This is a genomic window from Bacillus sp. COPE52 (genome assembly GCF_003355115.1).
Lineage (GTDB): Bacteria > Bacillota > Bacilli > Bacillales > Bacillaceae_G > Bacillus_A > Bacillus_A toyonensis.
This window is the reverse complement of the sequence record NZ_CP031292.1, coordinates 4,401,225-4,422,685: the sequence shown is the minus strand read 5'-3', so window position 1 is coordinate 4,422,685 and position 21,461 is coordinate 4,401,225. Positions and strand designations below refer to the sequence as shown.

Annotated in this window: 24 protein-coding genes and 1 riboswitch; of the genes, 10 read left to right on the top strand and 14 right to left on the bottom strand. The window is 36.4% G+C overall.

Annotated elements, in window-relative coordinates:
• Positions 1–45: 45 nt before the first annotated feature.
• Positions 46–960 carry an aldo/keto reductase gene (locus DPQ31_RS22330; RefSeq protein ID WP_208731018.1) on the top strand — a complete coding sequence of 305 codons (915 nt, stop codon included), beginning with the start codon at positions 46–48 and terminating at the stop codon, positions 958–960.
• A 65-nt stretch (positions 961–1,025) separates the two neighbouring features.
• On the opposite strand, the gene DPQ31_RS22325 is transcribed toward DPQ31_RS22330, so the two are convergent.
• The 3 genes from DPQ31_RS22325 to DPQ31_RS22315 all read right to left on the bottom strand — a co-directional run bounded on the left by DPQ31_RS22325 (position 1,026) and on the right by DPQ31_RS22315 (position 2,831).
• Positions 1,026–1,853, bottom strand: coding sequence for an aldo/keto reductase (locus DPQ31_RS22325; protein ID WP_087969730.1), 828 nt, complete (start codon positions 1,851–1,853; stop codon positions 1,026–1,028).
• A gap of 121 nt (positions 1,854–1,974) precedes the next feature.
• A complete protein-coding gene (locus tag DPQ31_RS22320) occupies positions 1,975–2,499 on the bottom strand; it encodes a GrpB family protein (protein WP_001227193.1) in 525 nt (174 codons plus the stop codon).
• A 68-nt stretch (positions 2,500–2,567) separates the two neighbouring features.
• Entirely contained in the window at positions 2,568–2,831 is a 264-nt protein-coding gene (locus DPQ31_RS22315) for a YqkE family protein (RefSeq protein WP_000727568.1), read from the bottom strand.
• A gap of 201 nt (positions 2,832–3,032) precedes the next feature.
• On the opposite strand from DPQ31_RS22315, the gene DPQ31_RS22310 reads away from it, so the two are divergent.
• A complete protein-coding gene (locus DPQ31_RS22310) occupies positions 3,033–4,622 on the top strand; it encodes a bifunctional metallophosphatase/5'-nucleotidase (RefSeq protein WP_208731016.1) in 1,590 nt (529 codons plus the stop codon).
• A gap of 129 nt (positions 4,623–4,751) precedes the next feature.
• On the opposite strand, the gene DPQ31_RS22305 is transcribed toward DPQ31_RS22310, so the two are convergent.
• Positions 4,752–5,228, bottom strand: coding sequence for a ribbon-helix-helix domain-containing protein (locus tag DPQ31_RS22305; RefSeq protein WP_000151924.1), 477 nt, complete (start codon positions 5,226–5,228; stop codon positions 4,752–4,754).
• Between the two features lie 122 nt (positions 5,229–5,350).
• Between DPQ31_RS22305 and DPQ31_RS22300 the strand changes: the two genes are divergently transcribed.
• Positions 5,351–6,349 carry an alpha/beta fold hydrolase gene (locus DPQ31_RS22300; protein WP_000898944.1) on the top strand — a complete coding sequence of 333 codons (999 nt, stop codon included), beginning with the start codon at positions 5,351–5,353 and terminating at the stop codon, positions 6,347–6,349.
• A 133-nt stretch (positions 6,350–6,482) separates the two neighbouring features.
• On the top strand, positions 6,483–7,802 hold the full coding sequence (locus DPQ31_RS22295) for a Na+/H+ antiporter family protein (protein WP_000994821.1): 1,320 nt from the start codon (positions 6,483–6,485) through the stop codon (positions 7,800–7,802).
• Positions 7,803–7,825: 23 nt separating this feature from the next.
• Here DPQ31_RS22295 and DPQ31_RS22290 read toward each other — a convergent pair whose 3' ends face one another.
• Both DPQ31_RS22290 and DPQ31_RS22285 read right to left on the bottom strand, forming a co-directional pair.
• On the bottom strand, positions 7,826–8,689 hold the full coding sequence (locus DPQ31_RS22290; RefSeq protein ID WP_000201332.1) for a LacI family DNA-binding transcriptional regulator: 864 nt from the start codon (positions 8,687–8,689) through the stop codon (positions 7,826–7,828).
• Between the two features lie 99 nt (positions 8,690–8,788).
• Positions 8,789–9,271, bottom strand: coding sequence for a GNAT family N-acetyltransferase (locus DPQ31_RS22285; protein WP_208731014.1), 483 nt, complete (start codon positions 9,269–9,271; stop codon positions 8,789–8,791).
• A gap of 81 nt (positions 9,272–9,352) precedes the next feature.
• On the opposite strand from DPQ31_RS22285, the gene DPQ31_RS22280 reads away from it, so the two are divergent.
• On the top strand, positions 9,353–10,276 hold the full coding sequence (locus DPQ31_RS22280) for an alpha/beta hydrolase (protein ID WP_000819220.1): 924 nt from the start codon (positions 9,353–9,355) through the stop codon (positions 10,274–10,276).
• Positions 10,277–10,287: 11 nt separating this feature from the next.
• Here DPQ31_RS22280 and DPQ31_RS22275 read toward each other — a convergent pair whose 3' ends face one another.
• Positions 10,288–10,533: a DUF2552 family protein gene (locus DPQ31_RS22275; protein ID WP_000360799.1), complete on the bottom strand. Its 246-nt coding sequence runs from the start codon at positions 10,531–10,533 to the stop codon at positions 10,288–10,290.
• Between the two features lie 252 nt (positions 10,534–10,785).
• Between DPQ31_RS22275 and DPQ31_RS22270 the strand changes: the two genes are divergently transcribed.
• The 5 genes from DPQ31_RS22270 to ribH all read left to right on the top strand — a co-directional run bounded on the left by DPQ31_RS22270 (position 10,786) and on the right by ribH (position 15,093).
• The gene (locus DPQ31_RS22270; protein ID WP_002039507.1) at positions 10,786–11,028 is read left to right on the top strand and encodes a CDGSH iron-sulfur domain-containing protein; all 243 of its coding nucleotides are present in this window, start codon (positions 10,786–10,788) and stop codon (positions 11,026–11,028) included.
• Between the two features lie 189 nt (positions 11,029–11,217).
• A riboswitch (FMN riboswitch) is annotated at positions 11,218–11,361 on the top strand.
• A gap of 307 nt (positions 11,362–11,668) precedes the next feature.
• Positions 11,669–12,781, top strand: coding sequence for a bifunctional diaminohydroxyphosphoribosylaminopyrimidine deaminase/5-amino-6-(5-phosphoribosylamino)uracil reductase RibD (gene ribD, locus DPQ31_RS22265; protein WP_098821426.1), 1,113 nt, complete (start codon positions 11,669–11,671; stop codon positions 12,779–12,781).
• A complete protein-coding gene (gene ribE / locus DPQ31_RS22260) occupies positions 12,763–13,407 on the top strand; it encodes a riboflavin synthase subunit alpha (protein WP_208731013.1) in 645 nt (214 codons plus the stop codon). Before ribD ends, ribE begins: the two co-directional genes overlap by 19 nt.
• 12 nt (positions 13,408–13,419) lie before the next feature.
• A complete protein-coding gene (gene ribBA / locus DPQ31_RS22255) occupies positions 13,420–14,613 on the top strand; it encodes a bifunctional 3,4-dihydroxy-2-butanone 4-phosphate synthase/GTP cyclohydrolase II (protein WP_208731012.1) in 1,194 nt (397 codons plus the stop codon).
• 18 nt (positions 14,614–14,631) lie between these two features.
• A complete protein-coding gene (gene ribH, locus DPQ31_RS22250; protein ID WP_000230897.1) occupies positions 14,632–15,093 on the top strand; it encodes a 6,7-dimethyl-8-ribityllumazine synthase in 462 nt (153 codons plus the stop codon).
• Between the two features lie 22 nt (positions 15,094–15,115).
• On the opposite strand, the gene DPQ31_RS22245 is transcribed toward ribH, so the two are convergent.
• The 7 genes from DPQ31_RS22245 to bioA form a co-directional block, all read right to left on the bottom strand.
• Positions 15,116–15,436 carry a hypothetical protein gene (locus DPQ31_RS22245; protein ID WP_000549775.1) on the bottom strand — a complete coding sequence of 107 codons (321 nt, stop codon included), beginning with the start codon at positions 15,434–15,436 and terminating at the stop codon, positions 15,116–15,118.
• A gap of 182 nt (positions 15,437–15,618) precedes the next feature.
• Positions 15,619–16,617 carry a biotin synthase gene (gene bioB, locus DPQ31_RS22240; protein ID WP_208731011.1) on the bottom strand — a complete coding sequence of 333 codons (999 nt, stop codon included), beginning with the start codon at positions 16,615–16,617 and terminating at the stop codon, positions 15,619–15,621.
• A 1-nt stretch (position 16,618) separates the two neighbouring features.
• Positions 16,619–17,428 carry a malonyl-ACP O-methyltransferase BioC gene (gene bioC / locus DPQ31_RS22235; protein ID WP_000608928.1) on the bottom strand — a complete coding sequence of 270 codons (810 nt, stop codon included), beginning with the start codon at positions 17,426–17,428 and terminating at the stop codon, positions 16,619–16,621.
• Positions 17,394–18,134, bottom strand: a complete 741-nt coding sequence (locus tag DPQ31_RS22230; RefSeq protein WP_208731010.1) for an alpha/beta fold hydrolase — start codon at positions 18,132–18,134, stop codon at positions 17,394–17,396. Before DPQ31_RS22230 ends, bioC begins: the two co-directional genes overlap by 35 nt.
• On the bottom strand, positions 18,131–19,318 hold the full coding sequence (gene bioF, locus DPQ31_RS22225) for an 8-amino-7-oxononanoate synthase (protein ID WP_001077303.1): 1,188 nt from the start codon (positions 19,316–19,318) through the stop codon (positions 18,131–18,133). Before bioF ends, DPQ31_RS22230 begins: the two co-directional genes overlap by 4 nt.
• Positions 19,284–20,012: a dethiobiotin synthase gene (bioD, locus tag DPQ31_RS22220; protein ID WP_000012507.1), complete on the bottom strand. Its 729-nt coding sequence runs from the start codon at positions 20,010–20,012 to the stop codon at positions 19,284–19,286. The genes bioF and bioD overlap by 35 nt, the downstream gene beginning before the upstream one ends.
• Positions 20,009–21,400, bottom strand: a complete 1,392-nt coding sequence (gene bioA, locus DPQ31_RS22215; RefSeq protein WP_208731009.1) for an adenosylmethionine--8-amino-7-oxononanoate transaminase — start codon at positions 21,398–21,400, stop codon at positions 20,009–20,011. Before bioA ends, bioD begins: the two co-directional genes overlap by 4 nt.
• Positions 21,401–21,461: the final 61 nt, after the last annotated feature.

Genomic DNA, 21,461 nt, shown 5'->3' with positions numbered 1-21,461 from the left:
CAACCTCTTTTCCCTTTCGTACAATAAAGGAAAGGAGGTTGACTTATGAAAAAACGTCAATTAGGAAACTCAGATTTATTTGTGACAGAAATGGGACTTGGCTGTATGTCTCTCGGCACATCTGAAACAGAAGCTATGCGCATTATCGATGAAGCAATCGATTTAGGAATCAATTTTTTTGACACAGCGGATTTATATGATTATGGATTAAACGAAGAATTTGTTGGAAAAGCATTGAAGGGAAAACGAGACCAAATTGTTCTTACAACAAAGGTTGGAAATCGATGGACAGAAGAAAAAAACGGCTGGGCTTGGGACCCTTCTAAAGCCTACATAAAAGCCGAAGTAAAAGAAAGTTTACGTAGACTTCAAACTGATTATATTGACCTTTATCAACTTCATGGCGGAACGCTGGAAGATCCGATAGATGAAACTATTGAAGCTTTTGAAGAATTGAAAAAAGAAGGTATTATTCGCCATTACGGTATTTCTTCTATACGTCCAAATGTCATCCGTGAGTATGCAAAACGCTCAAATATCGTTAGTGTACTAATGGAATATAGCCTTTTAAATCGTCGTCCAGAAGAATGGTTCCCACTTCTTAATGAACACCAAATTAGTGTCATTGCCCGCGGACCACTTGCGAAAGGGATTTTAACTGACAACAATGCAAGAAAGATAGAAAGAGTAAAAGAAAAGGACTATCTCTCTTATTCTTACGATGAATTAAACACTACACTCGGGAGTGTAAAAGCAGTTATCGGAGAAAAATCTTTAACAGGAACAGCTATTCACTATTGCTTACATAACGAAACTGTTGCAGCTGTTATACCTGGTGCAAGCTCTATTCAACAATTACAGATAAATGTACACGCTTGCCAACAGTTACCTGTAACAAAAGAAGAATATATACAACTTCAAAAAATCGTTAAGCATGATTCATATGCCTTGCACCGTTAAAATATCGATTTACTGATAAAAACAGATGACTGCCCCCAACATTAAACATTAGGAGGCAGTCTTTTTTATAACGTATCATATTTGTCCGGATTCGTTCCTACATGTAAATTGCGATTTAACGTATTAATTTGATTCATCTCTTCTTCAGTTAATGAGAAATCAAAGATAGTAAAATTCTCCTGAATACGAGATGGTGTCACAGATTTAGGAATCGTTACTATCCCACTTTGAATATCCCATCGTAATATAACTTGTGCGGGTGTTTTTTCATATTTGTTAGCAATCCCCTGAATAATTGGGTGCTCGAATACTTCGCCGCCCCTCATTAACGGACTCCACGCTTCCATTTGAATTTGCTCACCTTCACAGAAATTACGCAATTCAAATTGTGTTAACATGGGGTGAAGTTCCACTTGGTTTACCATAGGCTTCACTTTACAATTTGGTAATAACAGTTCTAAATGATGTTTATGAAAATTAGAAACACCAATCGCGCGTACTTTACCTTCTTCATACAATTTTTCTAAAGCTCGGTACGTTTCAATATACTTCCCTCTAATTGGCCAGTGGATTAAATATAAATCTACATAGTCCATCTGTAATTTCTTTAAGCTGTTTTCAAATGCTTCGAGTGTCTCCTCGTATCCTTGATCGTCGTTCCAAACTTTTGTTGTAATAAATATGTCTTCTCTCGGAATTCCTGATTCACGAACTGCCTCACCGACACCGCTTTCATTTTCATATACAGCTGCTGTATCAATCGAACGGTATCCAACTTCTAACGCTGTTTTTACTGCTTGCTTTACTTCTTCGCCTTCTTTCGCTTTATAGACGCCTAGACCAATCATCGGCATTTTCACGCCATTATGAAGTGTAGTTGTTGGAATATGCACAGTCGTTCTCCCTTTCATTGTTACATTTTATAAACCACTACTTTATTTCAACAAGATTCATCCAAAAAGTCAAAATATACGTATAGTTGACATAATAATTTTATACACTAAAAATACGAACTCAATTATTTACGTTTCCTTTTCTCCATTCTTTTGCTTTTTCATCAATATTACGTACAAACTCGTTTTTCCCTTCCGTATATAACGTGCCATCATATGTATATTTTTCGGCTAGTTCTCTCTTTAAAACTGCATACGCCTTTGCTTCTTCACAATGCGCCATCATATAATCACGAAACGCTAAATGCCTTACTATCTCAGGATTTCCTTTTTCAAACACGTGTAAGTGATACGAGCGTTTTTCCTCCGTTCCATGAATAAAATAACGGCGTCTTGAAATACCATTTTCTCCTTTTACGATGTAACCAAGCTCTTTAAATCTTTCATTCCAACGATCTACACGATCGATACTTTCTACCTCCATAATCATATCGATAATAGGTTTAGCTGCTAGTCCTGGCACTGATGTACTGCCAATATGATGAATCTCCACTGTTTCTGGCAGCACAGACTTCAATCTTTCGGCTTCCATTTGAAATTTTTCAATCCAATGATTTTCATATGGTACGACTACAATTTTTCTCATTTTAACTCCCCTTTTCTTACAAGCTCGTCAAAAAAATGACCAGCGATATACACTGATCATTTTCGTTATTATTTAAAGTCTTTCCAAGTAAGATTACTTTCACTTAACAGTTCTTCAAATGATTTATTCTTTTCACGTTCTTTTTGCTCTTGACGCTTTCTTTCCAGTTCTGCTGCCTCTTTTTTCTCTTCTCTCACTTGTAACTCTTTTTTCTTATTTTTTAATTGTTGCATGAGTGAATCATTTAATTGATCACCTAATGTAAGTGATTCTTTCTTCGGTTGGTTCATTTGAGATTGTCTTTGCACTTGCCTTTGTTTCTTTTTCTTCATACCGCTCACCTTTTACTTTTTTCTCCATTATAGAGGATACATGCTGAAATCGACAATAAAAAAGGCTCATTACTCTATTATTCATTATTTGTAAATTTGTTAATTTTTTAAAAAAACTAAATTTTTATATAGATATAATCCTATGAATCTATTAAAATTATGTCGTATGATGTCAGATTATAAAAAAAGGAGAAATGAATTATGTGGAAAAAAATTATTCCCGCTGTCGCAGTTTTAAGCACCATTACTTTTTCAAGTGTATTCGCCGCTCCCCCATCTCAGACTCCAGCCGAACAAAACCGTTACATAGACGTACAAATGCTTGGCATTAATGATTTCCATGGACAACTAGATACTGTTAAAAAAATTAATAATAAAGAAGCTGGTGGCGCTGATTACTTAGCCACTTATTTAAAAGAACGTAAAAAACAAAACACTAATACACTTCTCGTACATGCTGGCGATATTGTCGGAGCTAGTCCACCAGTTTCAGCATTGTTACAAGACGAACCAACGATTGAATTTTTAAACGACTTAAAATTTGATGTAGGTACAATCGGAAACCATGAATTTGATGAAGGCATCGATGAAATGAAACGACTCATTTACGGTGGTTACCACGAAAAAACAGGGAATTTCAAAGGAGCAAACTTCCCTTATGTCGCTGCAAACTTCTATAACAAATCAACTGGTCGCTTATTCTTACCACCATTTACTGTAAAAATGGTAGATGGTGTTCCTGTAGGATTCATTGGTGTCGTTACAACTGATACACCAAATGTCGTTATGCCTACTATGCTTAAAAATGTACAGATCACTGACGAAGTGGAAGCGATTAATAAATCAACGCAACAATTAAAGCGTCTCGGTGTTAAATCTATCGTCGTCCTTGCACATGTTGGCGGAACGACAGATGAATCTGGTATAACAAATGGCGACCTTAACCGAATTGCAAATGAAGCTGATCCAGAAGTTGATGTTATTTTCGGTGGGCATAGTCATACGTATGTAAATGGTACTGTTAATAATAAACTTATCGTACAAGCGAACTCTTACGGGATGGCTTTCTCAGACGTAGATGTAACAATTGACCGTAAAACAAAAGATATCGTAAAGAAAAAAGCTGAAGTTGTTACAACATACCATGAAGGTGTCGAACCTGATAAACAAGTAAAACAAAAGTTAGATCAATATAAAGAAAAAATCGCACCTCTTGTAAATGAAGTAGTCGGAAAATCTACAGCACCTATTGACCGTAAACAAAACGATGCTGGTGAATCTACACTTGGAAATTTAGTTGCCGATGCACAGCGCCAAACGATGCAAACTCAAATCGCACTTATGAATCCTGGTGGGATTCGTAATGACTTAGACGCTGGTGATATTACATGGGGCGAATTGTACGGCATTCAACCTTTTGGAAATCAGTTGATTAAAGCAGATTTAACAGGTCAAGATATTCGTGATATTTTAAATCAACAATGGCAAAAAGGAACAACGAGAATGCTGCAAATTTCAGGTGTTCAATATACTTGGGATGCAAGCAAACCAAACGGTGAAAAGGTTACGAATATACACTTAACAAATGGAGAAGAATTATCTCCATCTAAAACGTATAGCGTAGTTGCAAATGCTTTCTTAGCTTCTGGTGGTGATGGATTCGTATCATTTAAAAATGGTAAAAATGCAGAGACTGGTCCAAATGACTTTGAAGCACTAGTTGATTATGTAAAACAAGTAAAAGAGCCAATTCAACCAACTATTGATGGTAGAATTCAAAAAATAAATTAAGTACGCTCGAAATACGCACTCTGTACTTTTCATTGCAAAGGATATGCACTTATCCTTTATTCTAGCCGTAATATACATGAAACAAAGAAAAGGATACTCGTTCTTATAATGAACACAGTATCCTTTTCTTCAATTATCAAAATGTGATGTGTTGTTAAAGTCATATTGCTGTAAAAATTGTTGTAATGCCTCTTCTACAAGTTTAGATTTTTGAATCCCTTTTGATTCTGATATGATGTCTAATCTTGCTAATATTTCTTTATTAATAGAGAAGGTACGTTTCTTTTTTTCTGTACTTTTACTCATAATTGGTGCACTTACTTCTTCTCTCTTTCTTAATAATTCATAAATGCTTTGTAATTGCTCATAAATTAATACTTGATAATCTGTTTTCGCATATTGAAGGGCGGTCGCTTCTTGGAGTTGTAAGTGACGTGGTTCTTCTCCATCTCCTACAAAAATACGTTTCTTCCGTTCTCCATCATACTCGTATCCAATCCACCTTAATTTCTTCGATAATGTATACGGACTTATTTCAAGGCGCTTTGCTATAATAGCGATGGATTCACGTCTATTTAAACAATCTATAATTTCTCCAATCGTCACAATTTCCCCTCCTCCCATGTTGAAATGACACTAGCATGGTATGTTACAATGATTTTCTAACAGTATATGCAAAATAAATAGCCTGTGCGATTCATACGATTTCAGAAAAGGAGGTTTTCAATATGCTTTTTCGTAGCTGTACCCCACAGTTCTATAATGAAAATAAACAACTCATTCCTAATAGTATTGCTACGATGGAAAGCGTTATGATTAACAACCGAAAACAATTCCTCCTCATGCGTGGTCAAAACATAGAACAGCCTATTTTATTATGCTGTCACGGCGGACCTGGCATGGCACAAATCGGATTTATTCGCCATTTCCAAAAAGAATTAGAGAAGCACTTTATCGTTATTAATTGGGATCAACGCGGGGCAGGTAAATCCTTTTCAATGAAAGATTTCGGAGCAAATTTCACAATCGAACAATTCGTTTCCGATGCAAAAGAAGTGATTCAATATGTACTTAAAAGGTTCAACAAACAAAAACTATTTCTCGCTGGTCATTCTTGGGGAAGTATTATTGGGCTTAACATAGCACATCAATATCCAAAATATATCGAGGCTTACATCGGTATAGGGCAAATTGTACATATGAAACAAAATGAAGAATTGCTATATCAACATTTAATTCATTCTGCCAAAAAACATGATCATAAAAAAGCATTAGCTTCCCTTTTAAAATTAGGCAAACCACCATTTTTAGATACGAGACGTCTTATTATTCAAAGAAAGTGGCTTGGCACATTTGGAGGCGCAATCCAAAACGGATCTTCCTTTTCTTTCATACGAAAAGGTTTCTTTTCTCCTGAGTATACGCTATTAGATTGGTTCAAGTTTCTCGCAGGAAATTTAAAATCTGGCGTTTTATGGGAAGAAATGCTGACAATCGATTTCTTTTCGTCTATTTCAAGTTTATCTATTCCGGTATATTTTTGTTCTGGTCGCTATGATTATCAAACTCCGTATGCACTCGTTCAAGAATATTGTGATGTTATTGAAGCACCCATAAAGAAAATGATTTGGTTTCCAAATTCAGCACATTCTCCTGATCTAGAAGAACCAGAACTATTTGCTAATTCTTTACAATCCATCAAACAAGAGCTATCTTTTCATCATTAAATACAAAAGGCTCTTTTACATTTCATAGAAAACATTTTATAATAATATGTCGCAAGTATTATGTATAAATATAGCAAACTGCTTCATATTCACTTGCCTTAACAGAATAAAAATTAGGGAGATTATATCTATTATGAACGCTGTACTCGTCGCAGTAGCAGTCATGCTATTGCTTAGTTTGTTACGTGTCCAAGTCATTGTCGCCATTATTATTGGAGCTCTAACAGGCGGACTTATCGGTGGACTCGGTATTTCAGAAACAATTAACACTTTTACAACTGGTCTTGGAAACAGTGCCCCTATCGCATTAAGCTATGCAATGCTTGGCGGTTTCGCTATTTCTCTTTCTAAAACAGGACTTCCAGATGCCATGATTCAAACCGCATTAAAATGGATTGGCAACGAACAAGACACAAAAAAACAAGTTTATTCTAAAATACTGATTTTATTCATCATTTTAACAATGGCTTGTTTCTCACAAAATGTTATCCCTGTTCATATCGCTTTCATCCCAATCTTAATTCCTGCACTTTTAAAAGTATTAAACGAGCTGAAAGTAGATCGTAGACTTGTCACATGTATTATTACATTCGGGTTAATTACACCTTATATGTGGATCCCTGCAGGATTCGGAAAAATTTATCATGACGTATTGCAAACAAATGCTGCCCAAAGCGGCCTTACATTTGATGTCGCGCTTATCCCAAAAGCGATGACTATTCCAGCAATCGGAATGATTATCGGATTATGTGTAGCGGTATTCATTACGTACCGAAAACCTCGTACATATGAAACAGAACAAATTCATACCGCCGAAAGTGAAATCGTTCCCTATACAAAGCGAAGCATCACTTTCGGATTATTATCTATCACAGCTACATTAACTGTTCAATTAGCAACAGAATCAATGATTTTCGGTGCCTTAGCGGGGATTATTGTCTTATCAATTAGTGGTAGTCTCCCCCTTAAAGAAGCAGATGCAATATTAACAAGTGGAATGCGTATGATGTCCTTTATCGGATTTGTTATGATTTCTGCCGCTGGATTTGGCGCTGTTCTTCGAAAAACAGGACATGTTGAATCACTTGTGCAAACGAGTGCACATTTCATCGGAAATAACAAACCGCTTGCTGCATTTCTTATGCTCGTTATCGGACTTCTCGTTACGATGGGAATTGGTTCATCCTTTTCAACCATCCCTATCTTAACAACAATTTTTGTACCCCTTTGCATTCAGCTTGGATTTAGTCCAATGGCTACAATTGCAATTATCGGTACAGCAGGAGCGCTAGGTGATGCAGGATCTCCAGCATCTGATAGTACACTTGGACCAACATCAGGTTTAAACGCTGACGGTCAACACCATCATATATGGGATACATGTGTACCGACTTTTCTGCATTATAATATACCGTTACTTATATTTGGCTTTATTGCCGCAATTACATTGTAAAAGGTGCGTATAAAACGCACCTTTTACTTTTTCATTTTCCCTTTTAATTGTTGAAAAGCTATTTTCGCTTCTTCTTCGACGTAATTTTCAATTGCTGGTAGTGATGGACCTATCCATTCACTCTCGATACTCCCATTCGGTCCAATAATTTTTAATTTTTCTGGTATATGTATATTTAGAAATTTGGCTGCTCGAATTAACTCGGTAGCAACCTTATCACTTGAAGCTACAATTCCATCTATATACGGATGAGTTTGCAATAATGTAATAAACTGTTTATTCGTATACCTTTGTACACATGCTTCTCGATAAGAGATCCCTTCATCCCAAACAGCGTCTAAAAATCCTGATATACGCTCTTCCATTTCTTCACTTTCTTCCCCCTCACCGAAATACGCAAGAAAGTGACATGCTTTCTCTTTTAATAAAGAAACAGCCCTCTGTCCACTTTCATAATGATTTGTAAGAGGTTGTTTTTCCTCCATCACAACAAATGGGAATTCGATTTTCCCTAGACTTTTAAAAACTGATTTTGTCAAAATAACACCTGCAACGTTATTTTGCTTCAACATATGTATGTATCTATCTTTATTCTCTATATTACAAACGATTATTTGATAGCCTTCTTTATATGCTATTTCCTCAATACAATGTAGCAAAGTGATGTTTAATGGGTTACATAAATTCTCTACAAGTAATGCAATGATTGTTGAATTCTCTTTAAATAATGGCTTTGCTGCACTGTTTGGCCTATAACGTAATTCCTCAATTGCTTCCTTTACTTGTTTTACTGTTTCGTCATGAACGTATCCTTTTTCATTAATAACTCGTGAAACGGTTGCGACTGAAACACCTGCCAATTTTGCAACATCACGTATAGTTGCCACATCGTCACCCCTTAATATGGTAATAGATTACAATTTTAAGGTAACTTAAATTACAGTATTCGTCAAGATTAATAACTTATATTTCTGAAAATTGTTACATCATTTCAATAAACGATACTCCATCTGAATTTCATGTAAAATCGGGATATTATCATATCCAATGCGCGGAATTTCTTGCTTTATTTTTCGCGCCTCTTCTACTGCATTTACATATAAATTTGTCATCATGAAATTACGTTTTTGATAAAAGCGTAACGCGTTCATATTATCATTTGTTGTAATGAGCCAAACTCCTTGGCACTGTGCTTCTTGAGCAACTTGCAATACGCAATCCACAAGCTTCGTCCCGATCCCCTTCCTTTCTTCAAAACTATCTAACGATACAATTTCACACAAATTCCCAGTCACTTCATACGTTATAATTCCGATTATTCTGTCATCTAAAACCGCAACAAATCCTGGTAGCTCTTCTAACTGATGCCCCTTACCACGCGAAACCATCAATGAGCTCCCCCAGTTTTCACACATGAACATTCGGATTTTTTCTTTCATTGTTGATGTAATTTTTTTTATATGCACCATTTCCTATTTCTCTCCTTTTCTATCCTTGTGATACAATGTAAGTGTATCACATGTAACGGTATTTGGAGGATGAGGTAAAGTATGAAACGTTTTTTTGCAGCATTGTTTACTATACTAGGTGCGATAACTGCCCTTGGGATTTTCTTTACAAATAAAGTGATGTACTTGAAGAAAAAAACAGAGGAAGAAGTTCTAGAAAGAGAATCGAAAAAACATTTTCGTATAGAAGATTTTGACGCTCTTCATAAAGAAGAAATTCATATCCCTTCGCAATTCGGATATGATCTTCATGGATATTACATTCCTGCAGGTCATTCCAACAAGTTTATGGTTTTTTGTCACGGCGTAACTGTAAACAAAATGAACTCTGTAAAATATGCAAACTTATTTTTAAGCAGAGGATTTAATGTCCTTATTTATGATCATCGTCGTCATGGTAAAACCGGAGGAAAAACAACAAGCTATGGATACTATGAAAAACATGATTTAAAATCAGTAGTTGACTGGCTAAAAAGTCGTTTTGGCACAAATATAATACTCGGTATTCATGGTGAATCTATGGGCGCTGCAACACTACTTCAATACGCAGGACTTGTAGAAGATGGTGCTGATTTCTATATTGCAGATTGTCCTTTTTCTGATTTCTATGGGCAATTACAGCACCGCTTAAAGGTTGAATTCCATTTACCCAAATGGCCTTTATTACCATTAGCAAATGCTTTTTTAAAAGTTCGTGACGGGTATACAATTCGTGAAGTTTCACCAATCGACTGTATAAAAAACATTAACAATCCCGTTCTCTTTATTCATAGTAAAGATGACGATTATATTTTAGCCGATATGACAAAAGCTCTATATGAAGCAAAAGAAAATAATAAACAACTTTATATTGCAGAACACGGTGCACACGCTTGCTCTTATAACGAAAATAAAGAGGAGTATGAAGCAGCTCTTGATCAATTTTTGAACACATACGTAAAAGAAACAAAAAACAGGCTTGCATAAGCCTGTTTTTTTCATTGCGATAAAACGTCTGTAACTTGTTCCATGTTTTCAGAAATCCATTGCACAGCTTCATCTAGCGTTGGAAATTCTGTCGTTTGAAACGTTACCTCATCTTGAAGTAACCAAACATCCTTCGCTTCTTGTCCTACACCGGCAATCGACCAGTGCAATAAACTATATGGATGATTATCATTCAAAAATGATGCCCACGTGCGCTCATTTGCAATATTTCGTAATGTAAGTAATTGTTTATCCATCTTTCGTCACCTTACTCTAGTCAGTTATAAAAAACATTATAACACTCTCTTCTCTCCCAAAGAAAGTGCTCTTTTTATCCCGCGTTAACGGGCAGTGAGACTCCCATCTCAAAATTCGGCTGAAGCAAAGAAGTTAGGCGGGAGATTAACTGCCCGTAATCGCCCGATTGGTGAAGGCTAATAATCAGTGGAATGAACCCCCTCCACTAATTAAAGTTTCACTTTATATTGTCAAGTGCTTCCCTTGATTATATGATGAAATTAAGCGTTTGGGAAGGAGGGATAGCGTTGGCAAAAGTACAAATTAAAGTAAATGATAATGGCTCTTTTCGCGTTACAGGGGACGTGGAATTAGTCGACTCACAAGGGAATGTATTCCCAGCAAAACCAGCATTTTCTTTATGCCGTTGTGGTTTATCAAAAAATATGCCTTATTGCGATGCTTCGCATAAAGGTAAATTCGAATCTGTTGTTAGAGCACCAGAGGCAAAGTAATTTCGTATGTGACATGCACATTTTTTGTGCATGTTTTTTCTTTTAATCAAAGTCTGGATATTCCTTTTCCTAACAACATTTTTAACACTTTTGTCTCCATTTCAATCTCCATGTATTTTCACACAATTCTTCACATTCAAATATTTTTTGCTAGCCTTTTTTCTTTTTTGTGCTATAATTTGACCAAACAGCATCCTTCGGGGTCGGGTGAAATTCCCAACCGGCGGTGATGAAGTGAAAACTTCTAAGTCCGTGACCCGTTTTCAACTCGAAAACGGTGGATCTAGTGAAACTCTAGGGCCGACAGTATAGTCTGGATGGGAGAAGGATATGTTTCTAGTTTTTTATATAGTGAATACACTTTTATTTCAGTATGCATATTTTTATACATTCATTTTGAATTTATATATATGTTTAGTTTTCTATACTCATTTTTTATACTGAAATAAAAAAGAGACAACTAGCGTTTAAATAATTCGATATTTTGCTAGGTTTTTTCCTTATGCAAAAATGTCAATCATCGCTAGATTTCTTTCCTGTACTTTCGTATTCGAACTATAATTCTAGAAATCACGTCTCCCAAACCCCAAGGATATTAAATCCTTGGGGTTTTTTGATTTTTTTAGGAGAGGTGAAGAGAATGACTGATCAAGAATATATGAGGATTGCCTTGCAATTAGCTAAGGGGACATCAGGACAAACGAGTCCGAATCCTATGGTTGGTGCTGTTGTGGTAAAAGATGGAAAAATCGTCGGAATGGGCGCTCATTTACGTGCTGGTGAAGAACACGCGGAAGTTCATGCCCTTCATATGGCTGGTGAGAAAGCCAAAAACGCTACCGTCTATGTAACACTTGAGCCGTGTAGCCACTTTGGAAAAACACCACCTTGCTGTGAATTACTCATCGAAAAGGGAGTTAAGCGCATTGTCATTGCTACCCTTGATTGCAACCCGCTCGTTTCTGGTAATGGAAAAAAGAAATTAGAAGAGGCAGGAATCGAAGTAACTACGGGTGTTCTTGAAACGGAAGCAGTTTTATTAAATCGCTACTTTTTTCACTACATGAAAACGAAACGCCCATTTGTCACGATAAAGACCGCGATGAGCTTAGATGGCAAAACAGCCACTGTAACTGGTGAAAGTAAGTGGATTACTGGTGCAGAAGCACGCGCTGACGTTCACCAATATCGCCATACACATGATGCAATTCTTGTTGGAGTGAATACAGTTATAGCCGACAATCCACATTTAACAACAAGAATTCCAAATGGCGGGAAACATTCTATTCGCGTTATTTTAGATACCCATTTACGAACGCCACCATCTTCTCATGTCATAACAGATACTTTAGCACCGACATGGATTATTGTAGGTAAGGATGTAAATAAAGAGAAAATAGCTTCTTATGAATCTAAAAATATAGCGATATTCCAAATGAAAACGAAGCAAATTGAAATTCAAGATGTTTTAGATCTACTCGGTGAAAAACAAATCCTGTCTCTCTTCATCGAAGGTGGACAAACTGTTCATGCAAGTTTCTTACAAACAAACAATTTCAATGAAATTGTAACCTATATAAGCCCGAAATTAATTGGCGGGAAAGGTGCTCCTACTCTTTTTGGAGGAAACGGTTTTTCAAAATTACAAGATTCGCTTTCCTTGAAAATTCAAGAGATGAAACAAATTGGCGATGATATCAAAATTGTTGCGACTGCCCGAAATGAGGTGACGAAATGTTTACAGGAATTGTAGAAGAATTAGGAACGATCACAAACATGCAACAAAGCGGAGAAGCGATGAGATTAACGATCCATGCAAATAAAATTTTATCTGATGTCCATTTAGGTGATAGTATCGCGGTTAACGGGATTTGCTTAACTGTAACGAGCTTTACAACTACTTCATTTACAGTTGATGCAATGCCTGAAACGATGAAATCAACATCACTTCGCCTGCTTAAATCACACTCTAAAGTAAATTTAGAGCGGGCCATGGCTGCAAACGGGCGCTTTGGTGGACATTTCGTTTCAGGACATATCGATGGCATCGGGACAATTTTAACTAAAAAACAACATTACAATGCCGTCTATTACAAAATAGCAATTTCCGATGAATTGCTACGCTATTGTTTGCATAAAGGATCCGTTGCTGTTGATGGAACGAGTTTAACGATATTTGATATAGACGAATCTTCCATAACAATTTCACTCATCCCACACACCGTAAGCGAATCTGTCATCGGAGAAAAGAATGCCGGAGATATCGTAAACATTGAGTGTGACATGATTGGTAAATATATCGAACGCTTTATTTCTAAACCTGTAAAACGAACGGGGTCAATGTCCGAAAGCTTTTTACAAGAAAACGGATTTCTATAAGGGGGAAACATAATGTTTCATCGTATTGAAGAAGCTCTAGAAGATTTAAAACAAGGAAAAGTCGTTATCGTATGCGACGATGAAAACCGAGAAAATGAAGGCGATTTTATCGCTTTAGCAGAGTATATTACGCCAGAAACAATTAATTTTATGATTACACATGGTCGCGGCCTCGTTTGCGTACCGATTACGGAAGGGTACGCAGAGCGCCTACAATTAGAACCAATGGTATCTCATAATACAGATTCACATCATACTGCGTTTACAGTGAGCATTGATCATGTTTCTACAACAACAGGGATTAGCGCTCACGAACGTGCAACTACGATACAAGAATTGTTAAACCCTGCATCTAAAGGTGCTGATTTCAATCGACCTGGACATATCTTTCCATTAATCGCAAAAGAAGGCGGTGTCCTTCGCCGTTCAGGTCATACAGAAGCTGCTGTCGATTTAGCAAAACTTTGCGGAGCAGAACCTGCTGGTGTCATTTGCGAGATTATTAATGAGGACGGTACGATGGCACGTGTACCTGATTTACTACAGTGCGCAAAACAATTTGATATAAAAATGATTACGATAGAAGATTTAATTGTTTATCGCCGCCATCATGAAACACTTGTGACGAGAGAAGTGGAAATTACCTTACCTACAGATTTCGGTACTTTCCAAGCAATTGGCTATTCTAACTCATTAGATACGAAAGAACATATTGCGCTCATAAAAGGTGATATTTCAACAGGTGAACCGGTGCTTGTACGTGTTCATTCTGAATGTTTAACAGGAGATGTATTCGGTTCATGTCGCTGTGATTGCGGACCACAACTCCATGCAGTACTTGCTCAAATTGAGCGTGAAGGAAAAGGTGTTCTTCTTTATATGAGACAAGAAGGACGAGGCATCGGGCTTCTTAATAAGCTTCGCGCTTATAAATTGCAGGAAGAAGGATTCGATACTGTAGAAGCAAATGAAAAACTCGGCTTCCCTGCTGACCTTCGTGATTATGGTATCGGCGCTCAAATATTAAAAGATTTAGGCTTACAAAGTTTACGATTATTAACGAATAATCCAAGAAAAATTGCTGGCTTACAAGGTTACGATTTAGAAGTAGTCGAGCGTGTACCGTTGCAAATGCCAACAAAAGAAGAGAATAAAACATATTTACAAACGAAAGTAAACAAATTAGGACATTTATTAAACTTATAATCAAAGGAGAGATTTATTATGGTATTCGAAGGTCATTTAGTTGGTACAGGATTAAAAGTTGGGGTTGTTGTTGGACGTTTTAATGAATTTATTACAAGTAAATTACTTGGCGGCGCTTTAGACGGATTAAAACGTCACGGCGTAGAAGAAAATGATATTGATGTCGCTTGGGTTCCTGGTGCATTTGAAATTCCTTTAATCGCTAAAAAGATGGCCAGTAGCGGAAAGTATGATGCTGTTATTACTTTAGGTACTGTAATCCGTGGAGCTACTACACATTACGATTACGTTTGTAATGAAGTAGCAAAAGGTGTTGCGTCTTTATCACTACAAACTGACATCCCTGTTATTTTCGGTGTATTAACGACAGAAACAATTGAACAAGCGATTGAACGTGCAGGTACGAAAGCTGGTAATAAAGGATATGAATCAGCCGTTGCTGCCATTGAAATGGCTCACTTATCAAAACAATGGGCATAAAAAAAGAGGCTGCGGCCTCTTTTTATTTTTTCGCTTTTTTTCGTACATCTTTTATTAATTCATTCATCGTTTTTCCTTCTGTCTTTATACGAAGTGCTTGCGCTGTTCTCCATACATTCTCTCTTTTTTTCGCTTCTTCTATAATAGTAATTTCTTTTCGTACTTCCTTTAAATCTTTCCCTTCCGTTTTCAATCCAAAATGTTCAGCTTTCGTTCGAAAATGTTGTTCAATTCTTTGTTGCATCTCTTTTTGTTCAGGATTTTCAGCGGCCTTAACTGGATCAGTACTTATTGCTTTTATTAAAATTAGACAGGTCATAATCGCTAATATGTATTTGTGCATGTAAAATCCTCCAACCCAATATAAAATACATATTTACTATGTACAACTAGGGCTTGGAAAATTCGTCCGCAAAAATTCTTTTTCTCACTCAAAACCCATTCGTATCAAGTGATAATAGCCTTTTATTACATTTTATTTACAAAAAAAGCAAACTCTTTTACAAGTTTGCTTTTTCCTCTATCTTATAGTGCACATTCCTCAATCTCAAATCCTAAATCTTCAATCATACCCCAGTCTGCAGTTGGCTCTTGTCCAGCTGTCGTTAAGTAATCCCCGACAAAAATAGAGTTTGCTGCAAATAAGCCGAGTGGCTGTACAGAACGTAAATTAATTTCGCGACCTCCTGAAATACGAATTTCTTTTGTTGGGTTTACGAAACGCATCATCGCCAATACTTTTAAACATTCTACAGGTGTTAACTCTTTTTGTCCTTCAAGCGGTGTGCCCTTTACAGCAACGAGGAAATTACACGGAATAGAATCTGCATCTATACGTTGTAATTCAAATGCTATTTCAGCACGTTCTTCAATTGTTTCTCCCATTCCAAAAATCGCCCCAGAGCATGGTGAAATACCAGCTTGTTTCGCTTTTTGAACCGTATCAACACGATCGTCATACGTATGAGTTGAGCAAATGCTTTCATAATTGTTTTCATGTGTATTTAAGTTGTGGTTATAACGATGAACACCAGCTTCTGCTAAGCGTCCTGCTTGATCTTCGTTTAAGAAACCTAAACAGCAACAAATCTTCAAATCTGTCGTTTCACGAATTTCCGTCACAGCCCCAATTACGTGATTTACTTCTTTATCTGTCGGGCGACGGCCAGATGCTACAATACAATATGTACCCGCTTTACGGCGAATTGCTTCATGTGCTCCTTCTACAATCTTCTCCTGCGTTAACCATGCATATTTATCAATTGGTGCTTCTGAAATAATAGACTGTGAACAATACCCACAATCTTCAGGACATAAGCCAGATTTCGTATTAATAATCATATTCAATTTTATTTTCTTACCAAAATGATGATGACGAATGATGTAGGCTGCATTCATAATTTCTAAAACTTCTGTATCATCAGCTTCTAATATTGCTATTGCATCTTCTTTCGTAATCATTTTCTCTTCTACTACGTCGTATGCAAGTTTTTTCCAATCCCTTTTTGTTTGTACTTGTTTCATTTCATCTCTTCCCCTCTTTTGTTATATACGTAAATAAAGCATGATACGTTGCCATTATCCCTTCATTTCCCGTGAAGTCTCTTTCGTATATACGAAGCATCGCACGAAAGAGTGAGGGACTTTGGCAATATGATTCTTCATTACTATTGGTCGCTCCTACTTTTCGAATAGAATGCAGAAACTCTCTAACTTCTGCAAAACTCTCTATGTAACATGTTTCAGAAACATGTACATCCCCTGTTTCTATCTTGCATATATGGCGTAACTGATCTTTCGAATAAAAACGTTGACCTATCACTATTTCATTTCGTATATTTTTTTCTTCTTTCGCCCTCCGAAACGAATTGTGAAGCTCTTGAAAAGTTTCTTGTCCAAACGTTGAAAAGAGTAGTATCCCATCTGTAGACAAATGATGAAATAGATTTCTAATCACTTGTTTTAAATCATTTAGCCATTGAAATGTAGCATTTGAAATAATGACATCATATGATTCTTCTAATCGTAATCGTTCGATATCTTCACAGTGAAACGTTACATTTTTTACATTTTGTCTAGTTTTCGCAACCGCAATCATACTTTCAGCAAAATCAATAGCTGTAATATGCGCTTTTGGAAATAAGTTTGATAATTTCTCTGTGACATAACCTGTCCCGCATCCAAGTTCTAAAATACGTATCGATGAATTTGCACTATATCGTCGATTCAATGTAGAAAGTAATGAATGTGCCATCTTTTTTTGTACATTTGCATATTGATCGTAAGATACAGCTGCCACGTTAAACCGTTTTTGCAGTAACGTTTTGTTGATCATGTCGTATCCCCTCTACAAATTGAATTACCTCATTTGCGCAATATTCAAAATTCGTTATACATAATGCGTGTCCTGCCTCACTTACTACCTTGAGTGTTACATTTGTATTGTCCGCCATACTATGAGCAGCAGACAATGGACATATTACATCCTGCTCTCCATGAATAAATAGTATAGGTGCTTGAATTTCTTTCAGCTCTCCTCTCATATCTGTTTCTATTAAATAATCCAAACCTAATTGTAAAGACTGAATAGAATCCCCTTTAAAATGTTTTACAATATCTTCAAAACATTTATTCTCTTTCAACTCATCTTTCGTAAACATATTTTCATAGAACCGCTTGAGCGTATCTTTTTTCTTCCCCACCAAATTCTTTTTCAGCCGTTCTACATGCAAAGAATTCCATCCACTTGTATAGTCACTCGTATTTGTAAATTTAGCAGTACCACCAATTAATACGATACCTTTCGCCTTAATCTTTTTATAGGCTTGAATTGCCGCTAAAGCTCCTAATGACCATCCAACTAAAATTACATTTTCATCATGCGCTACATCTATTATTCGTTCCGCAAACTCGCCTATCTCTTTCACGTTACGCCAATCTATGCATTGAACAGGATATTCTTTGAAATACGGAAGTACTAAATCCCAAACATTTTCTTCCATTCCCCATCCAGGGATAAAAATAATCTTTAGCTCTTTCATACGAAAAGCTCCTCTTCTTTCGCAATGTGAATAATTTGGTCAATGGCCCATTTTAAATCAGCTATTGTATGTTGTGACGTAACAGCAAAACGGACCCGGGAACTATTAATTGGAACCGTCGGTGGACGAATTGCAATTGCTGCGATGTCTACCTCTTGTAATCTTTTACTAAACCGTAAAGCATTTTCATTTGAACCGACTACAATCGGTACAATATGAGTTGAGCTATTCCCAATATCAAAACCAGCTTCTCGTAAATGGGTTCTGAAATATGCACCATTCGCTATAAGACTCTCTCTTCTTTCGTTATCTTCTTTCACAATTTCAATTGCTTTTCGTATCGCCCCTAATATTCCTGGTGGTAAGGCTGTAGTAAAAATAAAGCTTCTCATCATATTTCGTAAATACTCTATATAAATTGCATCGCCTGTCAAATACGCACCATAGCACCCTAAAGCTTTACTAAACGTCCCCATATGTATATCAATTTTTTGAGCAATGTCTTTTTCTATATGAGATAACCCAGCTCCATCGATTCCATATATTCCACTCGCATGCGCTTCATCAACTATAATGATTGCCCCGTATTTCTCCTTAAGCTGCACTAATTCTCTCAAGTATGCAGTATCACCATCCATACTAAAAACAGTATCAGTTACGATTAATTTCCTCTTTTCAGGTGACGCTATTTTCAATAACTTCTCTAAATGATCCAAATCATTATGACGATACCTTTTATGTTCTGCGCCGCTTAATATAATTCCATCAACAATACTTGCGTGATTTAATTTATCACTAAACACAATATCGTGACGACAGGCTAAAGCAGATATAGCACCTACATTTGCTGTATATCCACTATTTACAATTAGTGCTCTTTCAGTACCTTTCCAGTTGCATACACTTCTCTCAACCTCTTCATACAATGGATAATTTCCTACAACGAGGCGAGAGGCAGTCGCACCAGTTCCATATTTTTTTGTACACGCAATAGCAGCTTCTTTTAATCTTTCATCCCCAGCTAATCCTAAATAATTATTTGATGCTAAATTTAACAACCTTTTTTTATCTCGAATAAGCCACGTCTCTTCTGCTTGCTCTGTTACATGCAAATTACGATACTGTCCTTGCTCATGTAATTGTTGTAATTTAGATTGAAGATGTGTGCGCCACGTTTGATTCATTTTGAATGAACTCCTCTAATTTTGAAATCATAATATGTTCTTTTGCTGATTCCAATAATTTTTCCCTAGTAAATTCACCTTCAAGAAATGGTAATAAACCTAAAACTGGTACTCCACTTAACTCCTCAATCATTTCTTTATTTTCTTGCACTCTTTCTTTGTCACATTCTTTACAACTAGACAAAATTACACCTGCTACTGTTAAACCGTGTGCCTGTGCATAAGAAATTGTTAAGACAGTATGATTTACTGTCCCTAGCGTAGGGCGAGCTACTATAATAAGAGGCAACTGTAATTGTTTTGCGAAATCAATTACTAAACTATCTTCAGTATATGGGACTGCAAGCCCGCCTGCCCCTTCGACAAATACGCTATTAAACTCTTTTAATAGTTCTTCATAGTGCCTCATAATGTCTTTTAACTTTACGACTCTTCCAGCTCTTTTCATCGCAAGTCTCGGAGCAAGCGGTTCTTCAATGGAATAAGGACAAATTTCATCTTCTTTTGTCGGTACACCCGATAATGCTTTTAATCTTGCTGCATCTCCCTCAGGGTTTGATGCAACATGTCCACTTTGCAACGGTTTATATACCCCTACGTTATATCCCAACTCTCTATATACACCTGCTAACGCACCTGCAACCACAGTTTTTCCAACTTCAGTATCTGTTGCTGTTATGAAAAAACCGCTCATTCTTCTCCCTCCGTAACATCTGAGATTGCTTTATATAAAATGCGTAACATATCATCAATCTCATCAATTGTAGAAGCAAGAGGAGGCATAAATACAATCGTGTTACCGAGCGGTCGTAAAATCATGCCAAGATCTCTTGAGCGTTTACATACTTGCACACCGACTCTTTCTGTCCATTCAAACGATTCTTTCGTTTCCTTATTCTTCACTAGTTCAATACCAACCATTAACCCACACTGACGAATATCACCTACATGTTTATATGCAAAGAGCGCTTCTAATTGCTTTGCTACATATTCTGTTTTACGTGCAACATCTTCTATTAAATTTGTTTTTTCATATAATTCTAGATTCGCAATTGCTACTGCACACCCTAACGGATTACCTGTGTAACTATGACCATGGAAAAATGATTTTTGTTCCTCATATTCTCCTAAGAAGGCATTATATATTTCGTCTGTCGTTACCGTAACTGCAACCGGTAAATAACCACCTGTTAAACCTTTCCCAGCGGTTAAAATGTCTGGTGTCACATTTTCATGTTCACATGCAAACATTTTTCCAGTGCGCCCAAATCCCGTTGCTACTTCATCCGTAATAAATAAAACATTATATGTTGTACATAAATCCCTTAGCCCTTTTAAATATCCTTTCGGCATTGTAATCATACCGCCAGCACCTTGCATTAAAGGTTCTACAATAATAGCTGCAATTTCTTCATGTTTTTTTTTCAGCATTTCTTCCATTTCTTCTAAATGTTTTTTTACAATTTGTTCCTTATTATCTCCATAAGGAGAACGATATGTATATGGATACGGCATTTTAATTGCTTCAAATAAGAGTGAACTATACACTTGGTGAAACAAGTCTATTGCTCCTACTGAAACAGCACCAATCGTATCACCGTGATATGCTTCTTTTAATGTAACAAATCTTTGTTTTCTCGGTTTCCCTTTATGTTGCCAATATTGGAAAGCCATCTTAATTGCTATTTCAACAGCTGTAGAACCAGAGTCTGAATAGAACACCTTCTTCAATCCTTCTGGTACAACCTCAATAATTTTTTCTGCTAATAAAATTGATGGAACGTTAGCAAGTCCTAACATAGTAGAATGAGCAATTTTATTTAATTGCTCACGAATTGCTTCATCTAATTCTGGCACTTGATGTCCGTGAACATTTAGCCAAATAGATGAAACCCCATCCCAATATTCATTTCCATTTACATCGTATAGCTTTCTTCCCTCTCCACGTTCAATAATGACAGGATCTTCTTCTAAATAATCTTTCATTTGTGTAAATGGGTGCCATACGTAAGCTTTATTTTTCTCTGATAATTCTTCATATGTATAAGATGATTTTTCAGTCGTATTACTATTTACAGTCACAATTGTCACCCCTAATGTTAACTAGTTTATAGATATAGTTAACATTAAATCCAAAAGACTG

Coding starts and splice junctions, on each gene's coding strand:
- bioC (WP_000608928.1), bottom strand. CDS start 17,428: ATGATCAACAAAACGTTACTGCAAAAACGGTTTAACGTGGCAGCTGTA.
- DPQ31_RS22315 (WP_000727568.1), bottom strand. CDS start 2,831: ATGAAGAAAAAGAAACAAAGGCAAGTGCAAAGACAATCTCAAATGAAC.
- ribE (WP_208731013.1), top strand. CDS start 12,763: ATGTTTACAGGAATTGTAGAAGAATTAGGAACGATCACAAACATGCAA.
- bioF (WP_001077303.1), bottom strand. CDS start 19,318: ATGAATCAAACGTGGCGCACACATCTTCAATCTAAATTACAACAATTA.
- DPQ31_RS22300 (WP_000898944.1), top strand. CDS start 5,351: ATGCTTTTTCGTAGCTGTACCCCACAGTTCTATAATGAAAATAAACAA.
- ribD (WP_098821426.1), top strand. CDS start 11,669: ATGACTGATCAAGAATATATGAGGATTGCCTTGCAATTAGCTAAGGGG.
- DPQ31_RS22275 (WP_000360799.1), bottom strand. CDS start 10,533: ATGGATAAACAATTACTTACATTACGAAATATTGCAAATGAGCGCACG.
- DPQ31_RS22270 (WP_002039507.1), top strand. CDS start 10,786: ATGATGAAATTAAGCGTTTGGGAAGGAGGGATAGCGTTGGCAAAAGTA.
- DPQ31_RS22330 (WP_208731018.1), top strand. CDS start 46: ATGAAAAAACGTCAATTAGGAAACTCAGATTTATTTGTGACAGAAATG.
- ribH (WP_000230897.1), top strand. CDS start 14,632: ATGGTATTCGAAGGTCATTTAGTTGGTACAGGATTAAAAGTTGGGGTT.
- bioD (WP_000012507.1), bottom strand. CDS start 20,012: ATGAGCGGTTTTTTCATAACAGCAACAGATACTGAAGTTGGAAAAACT.
- DPQ31_RS22295 (WP_000994821.1), top strand. CDS start 6,483: ATGAACGCTGTACTCGTCGCAGTAGCAGTCATGCTATTGCTTAGTTTG.
- DPQ31_RS22280 (WP_000819220.1), top strand. CDS start 9,353: ATGAAACGTTTTTTTGCAGCATTGTTTACTATACTAGGTGCGATAACT.
- ribBA (WP_208731012.1), top strand. CDS start 13,420: ATGTTTCATCGTATTGAAGAAGCTCTAGAAGATTTAAAACAAGGAAAA.
- DPQ31_RS22285 (WP_208731014.1), bottom strand. CDS start 9,271: ATGGTGCATATAAAAAAAATTACATCAACAATGAAAGAAAAAATCCGA.
- bioB (WP_208731011.1), bottom strand. CDS start 16,617: ATGAAACAAGTACAAACAAAAAGGGATTGGAAAAAACTTGCATACGAC.
- DPQ31_RS22320 (WP_001227193.1), bottom strand. CDS start 2,499: ATGAGAAAAATTGTAGTCGTACCATATGAAAATCATTGGATTGAAAAA.
- DPQ31_RS22245 (WP_000549775.1), bottom strand. CDS start 15,436: ATGCACAAATACATATTAGCGATTATGACCTGTCTAATTTTAATAAAA.
- DPQ31_RS22310 (WP_208731016.1), top strand. CDS start 3,033: ATGTGGAAAAAAATTATTCCCGCTGTCGCAGTTTTAAGCACCATTACT.
- DPQ31_RS22230 (WP_208731010.1), bottom strand. CDS start 18,134: ATGAAAGAGCTAAAGATTATTTTTATCCCTGGATGGGGAATGGAAGAA.